Source organism: Microbispora sp. H10830 (assembly GCF_014161375.1).
Taxonomy (GTDB): Bacteria; Actinomycetota; Actinomycetes; order Streptosporangiales; family Streptosporangiaceae; genus Microbispora; species Microbispora catharanthi.
Window position 1 is genome coordinate 40,580 of record NZ_JABBWX010000016.1, and the last position, 16,007, is coordinate 56,586.

Here is a 16,007-nt window from a genome sequence, read left to right on the forward strand (position 1 = left end):
CGGCACTCCATCGGCTCATCCAGCGATTGTGGAGTTAGTTTGCCGTCCATCCCAACAAAGGTCAATGGGTCGGAGCTGCTCCGGATTTGTCCAACTTATTCCGCTTTATGTCTCACTGGGGTAATGTGACCGCAATCCCCCGTCAAGGTAGGTGACATGGACAGGTTCGTACACGTGATGCCGCTCGACGACGCGATCGACCACGAGGGCAGCCCGGAGTGTGTCTGCGGCCCGGGCGGCCAGCCCGTCACCGCCGCCGACCTCGGCGAGCCGGTCCCGCACACGGAGCGCGACGCCGTCGCACTCGGCTGGTCCCGCCCTGCCGTGGGCGTCATCTACCAGCACCACGCGCTCGGCCCCTGCCGCGAATGGGAAGCCATCCCCGAGCCCTGAGCCGATCCACGCCCCTTAATAGCCGCCAATCGCCGCCACTTTCGCGAACTCACAGTAATTGACTGACAACACTCAGTAACGTCTCGGTCATGCCTGGTATTGATCACGAGATGCCGCTCGAGCTCATCCGCAACCGGCCGGAGACCGCACTGGAGCGGCTGCGCTGCGTGACAGGAGACGACATCCCGCCGCACGCCGCCGCCCGCGTGGAGACGGTCGACTGCACCCAGGCGCCGATCGAGTTCCGCGCCGATTCGGTCGTGGTGCTCCGGGACGAGACCGGTGCCGCGCAGATGGCCGTGATCGTGGAGGTACAGCGGGGCCGGGATGCCGGCAAGCGCTTCAGCCGGCCCGTCTACGTGATCAGTTCGCTACGTCCTGTGACAGTCAAGCGTCTGGAGGAGATGGTGACCACCATTCAGGACTTCGACTACCTCGGCGAGAAGTACTTCTCCCACTGGCTGGCCAAAGGCGAGGCGAGAGGGGAGATCAAGTCGATCTTCTCGGTGCTGGATGCCCGAGGCCTGGAAATCTCCGACGACGCACGCGAGCGCATCTGCCAGTGCGATGACCCGAACCAGCTGGACGCCTGGGTCCGTAAGGCCGCCGTCATCACGTCGGCCGACGAGCTGTTCACCGAGTAGTGCTTTGCCCGTGAGCCGATGCACCTGCTCGACATCGGAATGTAGTGATACGGCGTGAGCCCGGCAGCGGGCCACCTCGAAGGGTCGCCCTTCGAGGTGGCCCGCTCGACGGTCAGTCCGTTATGGAGTCCACCGGACGTTCGGGTTGAGGTGGCCGGTCCAGTTGAAAACGGCCATGTTGTCCCAGCCGTCGCCGGTGCCGTTGATGTTCGCCGGGTCCCAGCCGTTGCCGGGCACCGCGTACCAGGTCGGCTCCCAGTAGAAGACTCCGATGGCACCCGCGTTGCGGGCCGTGTTCTGCACCGCCGCGAACTCGGCGCCCTGACCCTGCCAGGTGAGGCCGTAACCCGCGCATCCCGACGTGACCGAGTTGCCCTCCCAGTCGGCGTTGTCGGCCGTGAACGGGTAGGCCGTCTCGGCGATGACGACCGGCTTGCCGTAGCGGGACCGCACGTCCGAGATCACGTTGTAGAGGTTGGACAGCGTGCCGTGCCACATGCAGTAGTACGACAGTCCGGTGATGTCCCAGGACACGCCCTTGGCGCGGATGCCGTCGTAGAACCAGCGGGCGTGGGCGTCACTGTCCGCGTCCGCCGTATGGATGATCACCTGCGTGCTGGAGTTGCACGCCTTGGTCGCGTTGTAGCCGGCCTTGAGCAGCAGGCTCAGGTTCGTGAAGTCGTTGTTGACGACCTTGCCGTCGTTCCACAGCATGCCGACGTTGATCTCGTTGCCGATCTGCACGCTGTCCGGCGTCGTGCCCTGCGCCTTGAGGCTGGAGCACACGTCGTAGGTGTAGTCGTAGACGTCGGTCTGCAGCTGGCCGATGCCGTGGCTCGCCCAGGCGGCGGGCTTGTACTGCTTGCCGGGGTCCGCCCAGGTGTCCGAGTAGTGGAAGTCGACGAGCAGCTTCAGCCCCTTGGCCTTGACCGTCTTGGCGTACTGCAGGACCTTGGCCTTGTTGTTGTAGCCGCTGACGGGGTTGTTCCAGATCCGCAGGCGGACGTAGTTGACGCCGATTCCCTTGAGGATGTCCAGCGGGTCCCTCTGTGCGCCGCCCGCGTCGTAGTACTTCGCGCCCAGGTCGAGGGAGCGCTGCACGGAGGAGACGTCTGCTCCGAGCATGGTCAGTGTGGTGGCGGCGTGCGCCGGTTGCCCGGCGGTGAGAGCCGCCGCGGCGCACAGGACAAGCGCCGCGAGGATCTTTCTCATGGTTCCTCCGCTCAGGAGAGGATCTGATGGACGCCCCCGAACCCCCGAACCCCCGAACCCTCCTCGCGACGTGGTCAGGTCGTCGCGGGGAGGGAGACCACGTCCGCGCTACCGGCGGGCGAACTCCCGCAGCGCGGGCAGCGCCCGGTCGTCGAAGCCGAACAGGGCCTGGTTCTCCCAGGCGTTGCCCGACGCCGGGTCGGCGGGATCCCAGCCGTTGCCCTTCACCCCGGTCCAGGTGGCCTCCCACCAGAACGCCCCCAGCCCGCGCCCGCCGGGCACCGCCCGCACGATGTTCATCAGGTCGCGGGCGAACGCCGCCTGGCCCGCGGGGGTGGCCGGATATCCGGGGTACGGCTCGGCGGAGGTGACGGTGTTCTCCCAGCCGTCGTCGTCGCCCGTGGTGAACGGGTAGGCCGTCTCGGCCACCACGACCGGCTTGCCGTATCGGGCGGCGACGTCGTTCAGGTTGGCCTGGAACGCGGCGAGCGTGCCGTGCCAGTACGGGTAGTACGACAGGCCGATCACGTCGTAGCGGATGCCGTTGGCCGCGGCGTTGTCGAACCACCACCGGTAGAGGCCGTTGTCGCCGCCGTTCGCGAGGTGCAGCACGACCTTGGTGCCGCCGGAGACCGCCTTGACCGCGTCGTATCCCGCGTTGAGCAGGGCGGCGAGCTGCGGCCAGTTGTCCCAGCGGCCGGCGGGCCACAGCAGGCCGCCGTTGAGCTCGTTGCCCACCTGCACCATGTCGGCCGTCGTGCCCTGCGCCTTCAGCGCGCTCAGCACGTCGTAGGTGTGGTCGTAGAGCGCCTGCTTCAGCTCGTCGAACGACAGCGACTCCCACGCGGCGGGCTTGTTCTGCTTGCCGGGGTCGGCCCAGGAGTCGGAGTAGTGGAAGTCCACGAGCAGGCCCATGCCGAGCGCCTTGGCCCGCTTCGCGACCGCCAGCACCTGGCTCCTGCCGTTGTAGCCGTCGGCGGGGTTCACCCACACCTTGAGCCGGATGTAGTTCAGCCCGCCGTGCCGCAGGATCGCCAGCGCGTCGCCCCGCCGCCCGTTCGCGTAGCGGTACGCCCCGCCGAGCGCCTCGGACTTGGCGAGGCTCGACACGTCGGCGCCCCTGATCGCGAGCGGGGGCCCGCCGCCCGGCCTGCGGCCGCCGGCGTCCGGAACCGCGGCGTGCGCGGGCGCCGCGGCGGTGAATGGTGTGGTGAGCGGAGCGAGGAGTGCGGTGGCCGCGCACAGCAGGGCCGCCAGGTGTCGAACCATCGGATCCTCCGGTCAGGAGAGGACGTCAGCGGGAAATCCCCCGGATCCCCGGCACCGCGCCGCCGGTCAGGTGCGGCACGGCGCCGGGGCGCTCATGTGCGGACGACCACGACGCCCCCGGCGGGCACCGTCGCCGAACCGCCGTACGCGGCGCCGTCGAGCACGCCGGTGCCCGTCACCGCCTCCACCGTCACCGGCGCGTCCGCGTGGTTGATGAGGAACAGGTGGTCGCCCCTCCGTACGAGTTCCAGCGTGTCGGGCAGGCCGCGCGGCCGGGACACGCCCGCGTGGTCGAGAACCCCCGCGACGAGAGTGCGCAGGCCGGACTCGGCGTCCAGCGCCGTGGACACGTACCACGCGCTGCCCGCGCCCAGGTCGTGCCGGGTGACGGCGGGATGTCCGGCGTCGGGGCCGTCGGCGAACTCGTGCACGGCCCGCGCCCCCGCGAGCCGCACCCGCTCGGACCAGATCCGGCCGGTCGCCCCGTGCTTGGATGACCCGTGCTTGGATGACTCGGGCTTGGCTGACCCGGGCCCGGACGACTTCGGCGGCCGCAACGCGACCGTCTCGTGCCCGCGAAGCGGGTGGAACTCCTCGACTGCCACGCCAAGCACCTCTCGCAGCGCCCCGGGGTACGGCCCCGGGTGGATGGTGTCGTTCTCGTCCACAATGCCGGAGAAGTACGACACGAGCAGGTGTCCGCCCGCCTCCACGTAGCGGTGCAGGTTCTTCGCCGGCGCCTCGCCGATCAAGTAGGAGCTGGGCGCGACGACCAGCCGGTAGGGCGACAGGTCGGCCGACGGGTGCACGAAGTCGACGGTGACGTGCTCGCGCCACAGCGCCTCGTAGTAGGCCTCGATCCGTTCCCGGAAGCGCAGGTCGGCCGAGGGCCGCCACTCGAATTCGAGCGCCCAGTAGGACTCCCAGTCCCACACCACCGCGACCTCGGCCGCCACCGGCGCGCCCCTGACCCCGGCGAGCCTGCCGAGGTCCGCGCCGAGCGCGACCACGTCGCGCCAGATCCGGGAGTCGGTGCCGGCGTGCGGCACCATCGCCGAGTGGAACTTCTCCGCGCCGTATCGGGAGGCGCGCCACTGGAAGAACATCGCCGAGTCCGAGCCGCGCGCCACGTGGGCGAGGGTGTTGCGGCGCATCTCCCCCGGCCGCTTGGCGAGGTTGCGCGGCTGCCAGTTGACCGCGCCCGTCGAGTGTTCCATCAGCATCCAGGGGCGTCCCCCGGCCACCGACCGGGTCAGGTCGGCGGCCATGGCGAGCTCGATGTGCGGATCGGCCCGAGCCGAGTCGAGGTAGTGGTCGTTGGCCACCACGTCGACCTCGGCCGCCCAGCGCCAGTAGTCCATGGGCTTGCAATTGGGGATCATGAAGTTGGTCGTGACGGGCAGGTCGCTGAACCGCCGGATCGTCTCGCGCTCCCTGCGGAAGCAGGCGATGTGCGCGTCGACCGAGAACCGCATGAAGTCGAGCTGGAGCCCGGTGAGCAGGCCCACCGGCGCGGCGACGGGCGGCTCGACCTCCTCGAACGCGCCGTAGGTCAGCCCCCAGAAGGTGGTGCCCCAGGCGGCGTTGAGCGCGCCCACGTCCCCGTACCTGTCCCGCAGCCAGGCGCGGAACGCCTCGGCCGACGCCGGGCAGTAGCAGTGGGCGTTGGCCCAGCCGTACTCGTTGTGCACGTGCCACATCGCCAGGGCGGGGTGGCCGGCGTACCGCGCGGCGAGGGCGGCGACGATCCGCTCGGACGCCGCGGCGTAGTCGGGCGAGCTCGGGCAGAAGCTGTGCCGCGAACCGCCGCCGAGCACGTGGCCCTCCCTGTCCACGAGGCGGCTGCCGGGATAGCGGCGGCGGAACCACGTGGGCGGCGAGGAGGTGGGGGTGGCGAGGTCGGCGTACACCCCGGCCGAGTGGAGCAGGTCGAGGATCCGGTCGAGCCGGGAGAAGTCGTACTCGCCCTCCCGCGGCTCGATCAGTCCCCAGTTGAAGACACCGACGGTGACCAGGTTCACCCCGGCCTCGCGCATCAGGCGGACGTCCTCCCGCCACACCTCCTCCGGCCACTGCTCGGGGTTGTAGTCCCCGCCGTACGCGAGGCCCTCGGGCAGGACGGGATATCCGGGCACGTCTCTCCCCTCGATTCTGCTTCTGTGAACGTGCACAGTAGCGCAGAACCGTCTCTCCGAGAAGGTTCGACCGATTCGCGCTGATCAGTGAGGGTCGCTAACAACCGCGTAACGACCATTGACAGCACGGAATGGAGCTTTCAGTCTGTGAACGCTCCCAGACAGCCCAGCCTCTTACCCCCTCCCCCACCTGCCTGGAGGAACATATGCGCGTGAACCGGTTAGCAGTGGCGGCGGTCGCGATCCTCACCGCCGCGCTCTCGACGGCCTGCTCGGGCGGCTCGGACGAGCCGTCCGCCCAGACCGCGAGCCAGAGCGCGGCGCCGGCCGGCCCGGTGAAGCTGACCTACTGGACCTGGGTCCCGAACATGGACAAGATCGTCGCAGTGTGGAACCAGGCCCACCCCGACATCCAGGTCACGGTCAGCAAGCAGGCGGGGGGCGACGACGCGGCGGCCAAGTTCCTCACCGCCGCTAAGGCGGGCAACCCGCCCGACCTGGTCCAGGCCGAGTATCAGATGCTGCCCTCCTTCGTCGCCGCCGACGCGGTGGCCGATCTGAAGGCGGAGACCGCGCAGGCGAAGGCCGAGTTCGGCGAGGGCATCTGGGGGCTGGTGACCCTCGGCACCGACGCCGTCTACGCGGTCCCCCAGGACAGCGGGCCGATGATGCTCTACTACCGCAAGGACCTGTTCGAGAAGTACGGCATCGAGGTGCCGAAGACCTGGGACGAGTACGCCGAGGCCGCCCGCACCGTGCACAAGAAGGACCCCAAGGTCTTCCTGGGCACGTTCTCCAGCAAGGACCCGGGCTCGTTCGCCGGGCTCGCCCAGCAGGCGGGCGCGCAGTGGTGGTCGATCAGCGGCGACGCCTGGAAGGTCGCCATCGACGACGAGCCCACCAAGAAGGTCGCCTCCTACTGGGGCGGCCTGGTGAAGGAGGGCGTCATCGACGGCATGCCCTACTTCACTCCCGAGTGGAACAAGGCGCTCAACGACGGCAAGCTGCTCACCTGGCCGTCGGCCGTGTGGGGCCCGGGCGTGCTGTCGAGCAACGCGCCGAAGGCCAAGGGCAAGTGGGCCATCGCCCCGCTGCCGCAGTGGAACGCGGGTGAGAACCACAGCGGCTTCTGGGGCGGTTCCTCCACCGCCGTCGCCGCCAAGTCGCCGAACAAGGCGGCCGCCGCGACGTTCGCCACCTGGCTGAACACCGACCCGCAGGCGCTCGGACTGCTGATCAAGGAGGGCGCGGTCTACCCGGCCTCCGCCAAGGGCGCCGCGCTGATGACCGAGGCTCCCGGCTACTTCTCCAACCAGCCCGACTTCTGGCAGCAGGCCGCCTCCATCGGTGCCACCGCCCGCGGCTTCACCTTCGGCCCCAACGTGGGCGTGACGTACAACGCGTACAAGGACGCCTTCGACAAGGCCGTCGCCGCCAAGTCCGACTTCGCCGCCGCCGTGCAGAGCATGCAGGACGCCACCGTCGCCGACATGCAGAAGTCCGGCTTCACCCTCGCGCAGTGACGATGGGATCTCCGGAGAAGGGCGCCCGCGCCGGCCGCGCGGGCGCCGTGCCCTACCTGTTCCTCGCCCCGGCGATGGCGCTGTTCGCGCTCTTCATGGCACTGCCCATCGGCTACACGATCTATCTGAGCCTGCGGCGCACCAAGGTCTCCGGCCTGGGCCTCGGCAAGGGGGCCCGCACGGAGGTCTTCGCCGGGCTCGACAACTACGCCGCCGCCGTCGGCGACGGCGAGCTGTGGGCCGGATGGCTTCGCGTCCTCGCGTACGGAGCCCTCGTGCTCGTGCTGATGCTGGGGCTCGCCCTCGTGTTCGCGCTGATGCTCGACGCGGCGCACGTGCGGCTCGCCCGCCTCACCCGGATCTCGATCTTCCTGCCGTACGCCGTGCCGGGCGTGGCGGCGACGCTGATGTGGGGCTTCCTCTACCTGCCCAGCCTCAGCCCGTTCGGCGAGCACCCGTTCCTGAGCACCGACCTGGTGACGTTCTCGATGGCGAACGTGGCGGTCTGGGGCGGCACCGGCTTCAACATGCTGGTGCTCTACACGAACCTGCGGGCCGTGCCGCGGGAGTACTACGAGGCGGCCAGGATCGATGGCGCGAGCGAGCTGGGCATCGCGCTGCGCATCAAGATCCCGATCCTGGTGCCGTCGATCATCCTGACCACGGTGTTCTCCGTCATCGCGACCGTCCAGGTGTTCACGGAGCCGACCACCCTGCGGCCGTTGACGAACACGATCAGCTCGACCTGGAGCCCCTTGATGAAGGTGTACCGCGACGCGTTCGTCACCGGCGACCTGTACTCGGCCGCCGCGACGTCCATGGTGATCGCCGGGATCTCCCTCGTGCTGTCGTTCGGCTTCCTGCGGGTCGTGAAGAACCACGCGTTCGGGGAGGGCTGATGGCCGCCACCGCACTGCCGAGGACCCGCGGGCACGCCCGCCCCTCGCCGCGCCGCCCGCTGGGGATCGTGCCGACCGGGGTGCTCGTGCTGGGCGCGATCTACACCCTGTTCCCGGTGAGCTGGGTGGTGGTCGCCGCCACCAAGTCCAAGGCCGAGCTGTTCTCCACCTCGACCTTCGCGCCCGGCACCGGCCTGCTGTCCAACCTGGGCGACCTGTTCGCCTACCGCGACGGCGTCTTCTGGCTCTGGCTGCTCAACACCGTCCTGTACGCCGGGGGCGGCGCGGTGCTGTCGACCGCGGTGTCCACGATCTCGGGGTACACGCTGGCGAAGTACTCCTTCCCCGGTCGCGGCCTGATCTTCAACCTGCTCATCGGCGGCATCCTGGTGCCGTCGGTCGTGCTGGCGATCCCGCAGTATCTGCTGTTCTCCAAGGCCGGCCTGGCCGACACGTACTGGTCGGTGCTGCTGCCCCAGATCCTGCATCCGTACAGCATCTATCTGGCCAGGATCTACTCGCAGGCGGCGATCCCCGGCTCGCTGCTGGAGGCGGGCCGGCTGGACGGCGCGGGCGAGTGGCGGCTGTTCCGCCAGGTGGCGCTGCCGCTGCTGACGCCGGGCATGGTGACGATCTTCCTGTTCCAGTTCGTCGCGATCTGGAACAACTTCCTGCTGCCGTTCATCATGCTGGGCGACGACCACAAGTTCCCGCTGACGGTCGGCCTCTACACGCTGCTCGCCGCGGGCGCCAACCAGCCGTCGCTGTACAACCTGATCATCACGGGGACGATGCTGTCGCTCATCCCGCTGATCGCGCTGTTCCTCACGATGCAGCGCTATTGGCGTACGGACCTGTCCGGCGGGGCCGTGAAAAGCTGACGAGCACGGGGAAACACGCTGATCGGCGGGGGGACAATACGACCATGGCGAAGCGTCCGACCATTCACGACGTGGCCGCGGCGGCGGGCGTCTCCCGGGGCACCGTGTCCCGGGTGCTCAACGACGACCGTTATGTGAGCCCCGCCGCCCACGCCGCCGTCCGCCGCGCCATCGCCGAGACCGGCTACATCGTCAACCGCAACGCCCGCAGCCTGGTCACCCAGCGGACCGGGTCGGTGGTGATGGTGCTGTCGGAGCCGCACGAGAAGGTCTTCGAGGACCCGAACTACAGCACCACCATCCGTACGGCGATCCGGCGGCTCGGCGAGCGGGACGTCTCCCTGGTCATCATGCTGGCGGGGGACGACGGCGACCGCGAGCGCGTCGTGCGCTATGTGCGCGGCGGCCACGCCGACGGCGTGCTGCTGATGTCCACGCACGCGGGCGACCCGCTGGTGGACGAACTGGAGTCGCTGCGCATCCCGGCCGTGGCCTGCGGCGCGGTGATCGGCAAGGAGAACGTCATCCCCTACGCGGCGGCCGACGACCGCGAGGGCGCCCGGCAGATGACCCGCTACATGGTCGAGCAGGGCCGCAGGAAGATCGCCACGATCACCGGCCCGATGGACACTCCCGGCGGCATCCAGCGCCTGGAGGGCTTCGCCGACGTGCTCGGCAGGAAGGCCTCCAGAAAGCTGATCGAGCACGGCGACTGGACCCAGCTCAGCGGCGAGAGCGCGATGGCGCGGCTGCTCGAGCGCACACCCGACCTCGACGCGGTCTTCGTGGCCTCCGACCTCATGGCGGCCGGCGCGCTGTCCACGCTGCGCGCGGCCGGACGCCGGGTGCCCGACGACGTGGCCGTGGGCGGCTTCGACGACTCGTCGGTCGCCGCCACCACGCACCCGCCGCTCACCACGATCCGCCAGCCGCTCGCCGACGTCGCGGAGGAGACCGTACGGCTGCTGCTCGCGCTCGTCGACGGAGGGGGCCCGGTGGACCCGGTGATCCTGCCCACCCGTCTCATCGTGAGGGAGTCGGCCTGAGGCCACGTCGCGTCCCCGGCCGGCCCGTGCTCGCCCTCGTTCGGGCACCTTCGCCGGCGGTCGGCCCCTGATCGGCAGGGCCGCGCGGGCGACGGCCCGGCGTTCGGCCTCTTCGCGCTCGGCGGCCTCCTGCTCGGCGGCCACGCGCCGGTCGTACGCGGCGCGGGCCGCGGCGATGGCGTTCTGGTGCTCCTCGGTCCAGACGACCAGGGCACGGATGGTGGCGTGCAGAGTCGCGCCCTCGGCCTGTTCTTCTCACTGGCGTACGGCCCGCTGACCATGGCCGCGACGGAGGGCGTCGACGAGCACGGCCTGGCGGGCGGCCTGCTGTACACGGCGATGCAGTCCGGCACGGCGCTCGGGCTGTCGGCCGTCACCGCCGTCAGCGTCGCGGCCGGGTCGGGACCGGACGCGCTGCGGACCGCGCTGGTCGTTCCGGTGGCGGCGGCGGTGCTCGGCGCGGTCGTCGTCGCGTTCGGCCTCCGCACCCCCACCGGCGGGTCCTCGGCACCGGCACAGGAGGCGCCGCGAGGGCAGCCGCCGCAGAGGGATGTCACACACTGAGGGGGTGTCTCGTCCTCAGTGTGTGAACGACCATGACGGCGGAGTGGTTACCGGCCTGGACGCCGAGTTCCAGGGGATGCGGCCCCGGCTGCTCGGGGTCGCGTACGGGCTGCTCGGCAGCCTCGACGAGGCCGAGGACGTCGTGCAGGACGCCTGGATGCGGCTGCGGTCCGCCACGGCCGCCGACGGGGGCGAGGAGATCGGGGACGTGACCGGCTGGCTGGTGGTCACGGTCTCCCGGCTTGCTCTCGACGTGCTGCGCTCGGCGCGGCACCGCAGGGAGGAGTACGTGGGGCAGTGGCTGCCCGAGCCCGTACTCACCGGGCCCGTTCTCACCGGCCCCGTTCTCATCGGGGCGGCGCCGGACCCCGCGGAACGGGTGACCCTGGACGAGTCGCTGAGCATGGCGATGCTCGTCGTGCTGGAGTCGCTCAGCCCGGCCGAGCGCACGGCGTTCGTGCTGCACGACGTGTTCGGCCTGACGTTCGCCGAGGTGGGCGAGGCGGTCGGGCGCAGTCCTGCGGCCTGCCGGCAGCTCGCCGCCCGGGCGCGGGCGCACGTCGCGTCGCGCGCGCCCCGGTTCGACGTGGACCCCTCCGAGCACCGGCGGGTGGTGCACGCCTTTGCCCGGGCATGCCTCGGCGACGACATAGACAGGCTGGTCGCGCTTCTCGACCCGGACGTCGTGTTCCGCAGCGACGGCGGCGGCCGGGTGCGCGCCGGGAGGCGGCCCGTCTTCGGCGCGGCCAAGGTGGCCAGGCTGCTGTTCGGCATCCAGAGGTTCGGCCGGTTCGAGCTGGTCCCCGCCGTGGTGAACGGCTGGCCGGGCCTGCTGCGCTACCGCGGCGACCGGCTGGTCGCCGTGCTCGGCCTCACCGTCGCGGAGGGCCGGGTCACCGCCGTCGACATGGTCCTGAACCCCGAGAAACTCGCCCGCGTGACGCGGGCCGACGAGACGAGGAGATGACGATGACCGAGCGGATCAACGTCCGCGAGCTAGCTCCCGAGGCGTACCGGGCCATGTTGGGGGTGGAGCGTTTCCTGCACGAGTGCGACGTGCCCCCCGCCACCCTGGAACTCGCCAAGATCCGGGCCAGCCAGATCAACGGCTGCGCCTTCTGCCTGGACATGCACTTCCGGGATGCCAAGAAGGCCGGGGAGAGCGACGAGCGCCTGTGGTCGGTGGCCGCCTGGCGGGAGGCGCCCTACTACACGGACGCCGAGCGGGCCGCGCTCGCGCTGACCGAGGCCGCGACCCGGCTCGCCGACCGGTCCGACCCCGTCCCGGACGAGATCTGGGCGGATGCGGCCAAGCACTACTCGGAGGAGCAGCTGGCCGCGCTGGTCGTCGCCATCGCGCAGATCAACGCCTGGAACCGGATCTGCGTCGTGAGCCGCAAGGTGCCCGGCTCCCTCTGAGTGAAAACGGGAGGACGGCGGCACGCGGGGCGAATAGTCTGCCTAACGTCATGGAAGGAGAAAGGCCATGAGACGTAGCACGATCCGCAGGCCCCGCCGCGTCCGTCGTCCCGTCGCCGATCTCGATCTGCGCACCCCCTCCGGCCGGCCGCTTCCGTACTGAGCCGTGCTTCCAGAGGCCCTCGTGCTTGCAGAGGCCCTCATGCGGAGGCCCTCGTGTATCCAGAGGCTTGTGTGACATCGGAGGCTTTACGCCCCTTTTACCAGGCCTCCGGTATCTATACCGGAAAGGTCACGGAACCATCACGGTCGGGGGGAAACGAACATGGTCACGGTGGTGCCGTCGCTCGCCAAGGTCAGGGACATCAGGACCGCGCTGCGCCGCAGGCCCGCGCGGGACAGGAGAGACCGGAAGATCGTCGATCTCAAGGCCTACACGGGCGGGAACGTCATCCGGTTCCCGCGGACGTCCGGGCCGACGTCCGCCGCCTGAGCCGGCTCTTCCACAGCGATCCACGACACGGCCCGCCCGGCAACCCTGCCGGGCGGGCCGAGCCTTTTACTGGTTGAATGTCGCCTCATGAGTGATCTGTCCGCAACCGAGCGGACCCGGCACCGCCGGTTGCGCGAGCAGGGCCGCGCCGACCGGGAGGCGCTCTTCGAGGTGCTCCGGGCCGGGTTCGTCTGTCACCTCGGCGTCGTCGTGGACGGCGACCCCATGGTGGTGCCGACGGTGTACGGCTTCGACGACGACCATCTGTACGTGCACGGCTCGGTGGCCAGCCGCAGCCTCACCCGCGACACGACGGTCTGCGTGACGATCACCCACGTCGACGGCCTCGTGCTTGCCCGGTCGGTCTTCGAGCACGGCGTGAACTACCGCAGTGCGATGATCTACGGCGTGCCGCGCGTGCTGGAGGGCGACGAGAAGCTCGCCGCCCTGCGGTGCCTGACCGAGCACGCCACCCCCGGCCAGTGGGACTACGCCCGGCAGCCGAACCGCAAGGAACTGGCCGCGACGACGATCCTCGCGGTCCCGCTCGCCGAGGCGTCGGTCAAGGTGCGCGAGGGCCACCCCGAGGACGCCGGCGACCCGCACGACGTGTGGGCCGGGATCCTGCCGCTCACCCGGTCGTGGCAGGCTCCCGTGACCGACCCGCAGGCCGCCGCCCATCCCGTCCCGCCGCACATCCTCGCCCGCACCACACCCCACTGACCGCGACGATCCACGACCCGGTGGCGCGGGCCGGGGCTCGACTCACCGCACCGGCAGCCACACCGTGCCCGAGCCCCGGTCGCGGGTCAGCGTGATCTCCCAGCAGCCCGGCTTGGGGAAGACGAACCCCGTGCCCCACTCCTGACCGGGCCGGTGCCAGGTCGATCCGCCGTGCGCCTCGGGCCCCCAGGTCAGCCTGGCGGCGGTGCCGTCGGGGAGCGCGGCGGTCACGCGCAACGGCCCCTCACCCGTCATCCGCCACACGATCTTGACCTCCCGACCGGCGGCGAGCGGCACCGGCGCGAACATCAGCCCCCACACCTCGGCTCCCCGCCCGGAGCCCCGCACCTCGGGCAGAGCGTTCGCCGTGCTGCCGGCCGTCCGTTCGCAGGACCCCTGAGCCGGGACCGACGCAGAGACGGAGGCGGGGACGGAGGCCGGGACGGAGGCGGACGGGAGCGTCGTTCCGGCGCCCGTGCCGGTGCCGGGGTTTCCGGTGCCCGGGTTTCGGGCGCCGGGGGTTCCGGTGCCGGCGCAGCCCGCCACGAGCACCAAGCCGCATAAGCCAACCGCAGTGTGCCTCATGCCCCTGACTACCGCCGCGGCCACCCGGAGGTTCCCGAGGACGCCGCAGCGCGGCCGTTCAGCGCCTCGTTCAGAGGGCCTCGCGCACGAGGCGGTCGCTCAGCTCGCGGAGGCGGGCCCGGGCCTCGCGGTCGTACGCCTGGGGGTCGGCCCGGCCCTCGGTCGTCCCGACGTGGTAGGTGCCGCTGGAGACCTTCCCGTCGATCAGGCGGAGGGTGGCGTCGCCGCCCTCCCGCACGGAGCTGAGGACGGGCACGCCGGCCTCCCGGACCATCGTGGTGTCCATGTACGTCGCCGGATGCAGCGCGGTCACCGACACCCCCTGTCCGGCGAGCTCCTCCGCGAGGTCGAACGTGAACATGATCTGCGCGAGCTTGCTCTGGGAGTAGGCGCGCTGGCGGTCGTACCCCCGGGTGAGCATCGGGTCGGCGAAGTTGATCGCCCGCTGTCCCACCGACGCCACGTTGACCACGCGCGACGGCGCGGACCGTACGAGCAGGGGGACGAGGCGCCGGGTCAGGTGGTAGCCGGCCAGATAGTTGACCGCGAAGCGCAACTCGACGCCGTCGGCGCTCTCCTGCCTGCCGGAGCCCGGGGCTCCCCCGCCGACTCCCGCGTTGTTCACGAGCACGTCCAGGCGGTCGAACCGCTCCTCGACCTCGGCCGCCATGCGGTCCACCTGCCGCAGGTCGGCGAGGTCCGCGAGCAGGCCCTCGGTCGTCCCGCCGATCTCTGCGCGGACCCGGCGCACCCGCTCGGGATCGCGCCCGTGCACGATCACCCGGTCGCCCGACGCGGCGAGCCGGACCGCCAGGTGGCGGCCCAGCCCGTCCGTGGCCCCCGTGACGAGGATCGTCCTCATGCCGCGCTCGGCTTGAGGCGGACGCCGCCGTCGACGGTCAGCACGGTGCCCGTCGCGTAACCCGTCTCGATCAGGTACACGATCGCGTTCGCCACGTCGGCGGGGGTGCCGATCCTGCCGACCGTTGTGGCGGCGGCGAACCCGTCGAGCGCACCCTGCCGGCTGTCCCCCAGCCAGTCCCACCACTCGGTGTCGACCACGCCGGGCGACACCGCGTTGACCCGGACCGGGGCGAGCTCCACCGCGAGCCCCGGGATCATCGACTCGACGGCGCCGTTCACCGCCGCGAGCCCGGCCACTTCGGCCAGCGCGTTGTTCGCGCTGGCCGCCGCGACGAACGTCAGCGACCCGTCCCGCCGCAGCGCCGGGAGCGCGGCCTGGGCGGCGACCACCTGGGCGATCAGCTTGTCGTCCAGGGCCTCGCGCAGGTCGTCCGGCGAGAGCGACCGGAACGGGCCGGCCCCCTTCCGGCCGGACACGTTGACCACCACGTGGTCCACCGGACCCACCTCGGCGAACAGGTTCCGCATCGCCTCCGGATCGCGGGCGTCGGCCACCACTCCGGAGCCCCGCTCCCCGATCTCCTTGACCGCCTGCTCCAGGCGTTCGGGCGTACGGCCGGTGACGACGACCTCGCGGCCCGACGCGGCCAGCCGTACGGCGGTGGCCAGGCCGATGCCGCTCGTGCCGCCGACGATCACCACTCGCTCACTCACTGGAACTCTCCTCAATACGAGACACGCTGCCTCGAATCCTAAATCGAGACACGGTGTCCTGTAAAGTGACGGCATGGTTGGGAGGCCACGCAGCGAGCAGGCGCGCCGGGCGATACTCGAGGCCGCGCTGAGGCTGTGCGAGCGCGACGGATATCAGAACGTGACACTGAAGGGCATCGCCGAGGAGGCGGGCACCGGCAGGCAGACGCTCTACCGCTGGTGGGACACCAAGGCCGGTCTGCTGCTTGAGGCGATGACCGACCTCGTCGGGAGCTCCCATGCGCCGTCGCAGGCCGACCTGGAGACGTTCCTGAGCGAGACCTTCGCGCTGGCGGACGGCGCGATCGGCAGGATCGTGGCCGGCCTCATGGCGGAGGCCCAGAGCGACCCCGCCCTGGGCGAGCGCCTGCGGGAGCGGCTGATCGGTCCACGGCGGGACTCCCTGCGGGCGGTGCTGGAGCGGATGCCGCCGCCCCCCGGCACCGACCTGGACCTCCTGGTCGACATGATCTTCGGGGCCATGTGGTATCGGCTGCTCAACCGGCATGCCCCGCTCGATGCCGCCCTGGCGGGAGACATCACGGCGCTCGTGGCCAGGATCGCCGCAAGCCCGGGACCCCACGGAGACCTCCCGGGCTGACGC

The 16,007-nt window shown here is 70.8% G+C and carries 18 protein-coding genes; 12 read left to right on the forward strand and 6 right to left on the reverse strand.

Translation table 11 applies throughout. The features are described from left to right. Window positions 1-156: 156 nt before the first annotated feature. Together HHX35_RS33030 and HHX35_RS33035 are read left to right on the forward strand one after the other, a co-directional pair. The gene (locus HHX35_RS33030; RefSeq protein WP_182902587.1) at window positions 157-393 is read left to right on the forward strand and encodes a hypothetical protein; all 237 of its coding nucleotides are present in this window, start codon (window positions 157-159) and stop codon (window positions 391-393) included. An 89-nt stretch (window positions 394-482) separates the two neighbouring features. Beyond that, window positions 483-1,037, forward strand: coding sequence for a hypothetical protein (locus tag HHX35_RS33035; RefSeq protein WP_182902588.1), 555 nt, complete (start codon window positions 483-485; stop codon window positions 1,035-1,037). Window positions 1,038-1,157: 120 nt separating this feature from the next. Here HHX35_RS33035 and HHX35_RS33040 read toward each other — a convergent pair whose 3' ends face one another. From HHX35_RS33040 to HHX35_RS33050, 3 genes are all read right to left on the reverse strand, one after another. Then, window positions 1,158-2,249 carry a glycosyl hydrolase 53 family protein gene (locus HHX35_RS33040; RefSeq protein WP_182902589.1) on the reverse strand — a complete coding sequence of 364 codons (1,092 nt, stop codon included), beginning with the start codon at window positions 2,247-2,249 and terminating at the stop codon, window positions 1,158-1,160. A gap of 108 nt (window positions 2,250-2,357) precedes the next feature. Beyond that, the gene (locus HHX35_RS33045) at window positions 2,358-3,518 is read right to left on the reverse strand and encodes an arabinogalactan endo-1,4-beta-galactosidase (protein WP_182902590.1); all 1,161 of its coding nucleotides are present in this window, start codon (window positions 3,516-3,518) and stop codon (window positions 2,358-2,360) included. Between the two features lie 92 nt (window positions 3,519-3,610). Then, on the reverse strand, window positions 3,611-5,653 hold the full coding sequence (locus HHX35_RS33050; protein ID WP_310739474.1) for a beta-galactosidase: 2,043 nt from the start codon (window positions 5,651-5,653) through the stop codon (window positions 3,611-3,613). A 206-nt stretch (window positions 5,654-5,859) separates the two neighbouring features. On the opposite strand from HHX35_RS33050, the gene HHX35_RS33055 reads away from it, so the two are divergent. The 9 genes from HHX35_RS33055 (at window position 5,860) to HHX35_RS33095 (ending at window position 13,201) form a co-directional block, all read left to right on the forward strand. Further along, window positions 5,860-7,176 (forward strand): ABC transporter substrate-binding protein, encoded by a 1,317-nt coding sequence (locus tag HHX35_RS33055; RefSeq protein ID WP_182902591.1) that lies wholly within the window; start codon window positions 5,860-5,862, stop codon window positions 7,174-7,176. A gap of 2 nt (window positions 7,177-7,178) precedes the next feature. Then, window positions 7,179-8,075, forward strand: coding sequence for a carbohydrate ABC transporter permease (locus HHX35_RS33060; protein WP_182902696.1), 897 nt, complete (start codon window positions 7,179-7,181; stop codon window positions 8,073-8,075). After that, entirely contained in the window at window positions 8,075-8,956 is an 882-nt protein-coding gene (locus HHX35_RS33065) for a carbohydrate ABC transporter permease (RefSeq protein ID WP_182902592.1), read from the forward strand. Before HHX35_RS33060 ends, HHX35_RS33065 begins: the two co-directional genes overlap by 1 nt. Window positions 8,957-9,000: 44 nt before the next feature. Continuing rightward, window positions 9,001-10,002, forward strand: coding sequence for a LacI family DNA-binding transcriptional regulator (locus HHX35_RS33070; protein WP_182902593.1), 1,002 nt, complete (start codon window positions 9,001-9,003; stop codon window positions 10,000-10,002). Between the two features lie 225 nt (window positions 10,003-10,227). Continuing rightward, window positions 10,228-10,566 carry a hypothetical protein gene (locus HHX35_RS33075; protein ID WP_220506187.1) on the forward strand — a complete coding sequence of 113 codons (339 nt, stop codon included), beginning with the start codon at window positions 10,228-10,230 and terminating at the stop codon, window positions 10,564-10,566. Between the two features lie 22 nt (window positions 10,567-10,588). Beyond that, window positions 10,589-11,533, forward strand: a complete 945-nt coding sequence (sigJ, locus tag HHX35_RS33080) for an RNA polymerase sigma factor SigJ (protein ID WP_310739476.1) — start codon at window positions 10,589-10,591, stop codon at window positions 11,531-11,533. Between the two features lie 2 nt (window positions 11,534-11,535). Next, a complete protein-coding gene (locus HHX35_RS33085; protein WP_182902595.1) occupies window positions 11,536-11,985 on the forward strand; it encodes a carboxymuconolactone decarboxylase family protein in 450 nt (149 codons plus the stop codon). A gap of 325 nt (window positions 11,986-12,310) precedes the next feature. Continuing rightward, window positions 12,311-12,478 carry a hypothetical protein gene (locus HHX35_RS33090; protein WP_167538755.1) on the forward strand — a complete coding sequence of 56 codons (168 nt, stop codon included), beginning with the start codon at window positions 12,311-12,313 and terminating at the stop codon, window positions 12,476-12,478. Between the two features lie 87 nt (window positions 12,479-12,565). Further along, the gene (locus HHX35_RS33095) at window positions 12,566-13,201 is read left to right on the forward strand and encodes a pyridoxamine 5'-phosphate oxidase family protein (RefSeq protein ID WP_182902596.1); all 636 of its coding nucleotides are present in this window, start codon (window positions 12,566-12,568) and stop codon (window positions 13,199-13,201) included. A gap of 42 nt (window positions 13,202-13,243) precedes the next feature. Here the strand turns inward: HHX35_RS33095 and HHX35_RS33100 are convergent, their stop codons facing one another. The 3 genes from HHX35_RS33100 to HHX35_RS33110 all read right to left on the reverse strand — a co-directional run bounded on the left by HHX35_RS33100 (window position 13,244) and on the right by HHX35_RS33110 (window position 15,364). Beyond that, window positions 13,244-13,756, reverse strand: coding sequence for a hypothetical protein (locus tag HHX35_RS33100; protein WP_182902597.1), 513 nt, complete (start codon window positions 13,754-13,756; stop codon window positions 13,244-13,246). Between the two features lie 100 nt (window positions 13,757-13,856). After that, window positions 13,857-14,648, reverse strand: a complete 792-nt coding sequence (locus HHX35_RS33105) for an SDR family NAD(P)-dependent oxidoreductase (RefSeq protein ID WP_182902598.1) — start codon at window positions 14,646-14,648, stop codon at window positions 13,857-13,859. Next, a complete protein-coding gene (locus HHX35_RS33110; protein ID WP_182902599.1) occupies window positions 14,645-15,364 on the reverse strand; it encodes an SDR family oxidoreductase in 720 nt (239 codons plus the stop codon). The genes HHX35_RS33105 and HHX35_RS33110 overlap by 4 nt, the downstream gene beginning before the upstream one ends. A gap of 73 nt (window positions 15,365-15,437) precedes the next feature. Between HHX35_RS33110 and HHX35_RS33115 the strand changes: the two genes are divergently transcribed. Then, window positions 15,438-16,004: a TetR/AcrR family transcriptional regulator gene (locus tag HHX35_RS33115; RefSeq protein ID WP_182902600.1), complete on the forward strand. Its 567-nt coding sequence runs from the start codon at window positions 15,438-15,440 to the stop codon at window positions 16,002-16,004. The last annotated feature ends 3 nt before the right edge of the window (window positions 16,005-16,007 follow it).

Coding starts and splice junctions, on each gene's coding strand:
- HHX35_RS33030 (WP_182902587.1), top strand. CDS start 157: ATGGACAGGTTCGTACACGTGATGCCGCTCGACGACGCGATCGACCAC.
- HHX35_RS33035 (WP_182902588.1), top strand. CDS start 483: ATGCCTGGTATTGATCACGAGATGCCGCTCGAGCTCATCCGCAACCGG.
- HHX35_RS33040 (WP_182902589.1), bottom strand. CDS start 2,249: ATGAGAAAGATCCTCGCGGCGCTTGTCCTGTGCGCCGCGGCGGCTCTC.
- HHX35_RS33045 (WP_182902590.1), bottom strand. CDS start 3,518: ATGGTTCGACACCTGGCGGCCCTGCTGTGCGCGGCCACCGCACTCCTC.
- HHX35_RS33055 (WP_182902591.1), top strand. CDS start 5,860: ATGCGCGTGAACCGGTTAGCAGTGGCGGCGGTCGCGATCCTCACCGCC.
- HHX35_RS33060 (WP_182902696.1), top strand. CDS start 7,179: ATGGGATCTCCGGAGAAGGGCGCCCGCGCCGGCCGCGCGGGCGCCGTG.
- HHX35_RS33065 (WP_182902592.1), top strand. CDS start 8,075: ATGGCCGCCACCGCACTGCCGAGGACCCGCGGGCACGCCCGCCCCTCG.
- HHX35_RS33070 (WP_182902593.1), top strand. CDS start 9,001: ATGGCGAAGCGTCCGACCATTCACGACGTGGCCGCGGCGGCGGGCGTC.
- HHX35_RS33085 (WP_182902595.1), top strand. CDS start 11,536: ATGACCGAGCGGATCAACGTCCGCGAGCTAGCTCCCGAGGCGTACCGG.
- HHX35_RS33090 (WP_167538755.1), top strand. CDS start 12,311: ATGGTCACGGTGGTGCCGTCGCTCGCCAAGGTCAGGGACATCAGGACC.
- HHX35_RS33095 (WP_182902596.1), top strand. CDS start 12,566: ATGAGTGATCTGTCCGCAACCGAGCGGACCCGGCACCGCCGGTTGCGC.
- HHX35_RS33105 (WP_182902598.1), bottom strand. CDS start 14,648: ATGAGGACGATCCTCGTCACGGGGGCCACGGACGGGCTGGGCCGCCAC.
- HHX35_RS33115 (WP_182902600.1), top strand. CDS start 15,438: ATGGTTGGGAGGCCACGCAGCGAGCAGGCGCGCCGGGCGATACTCGAG.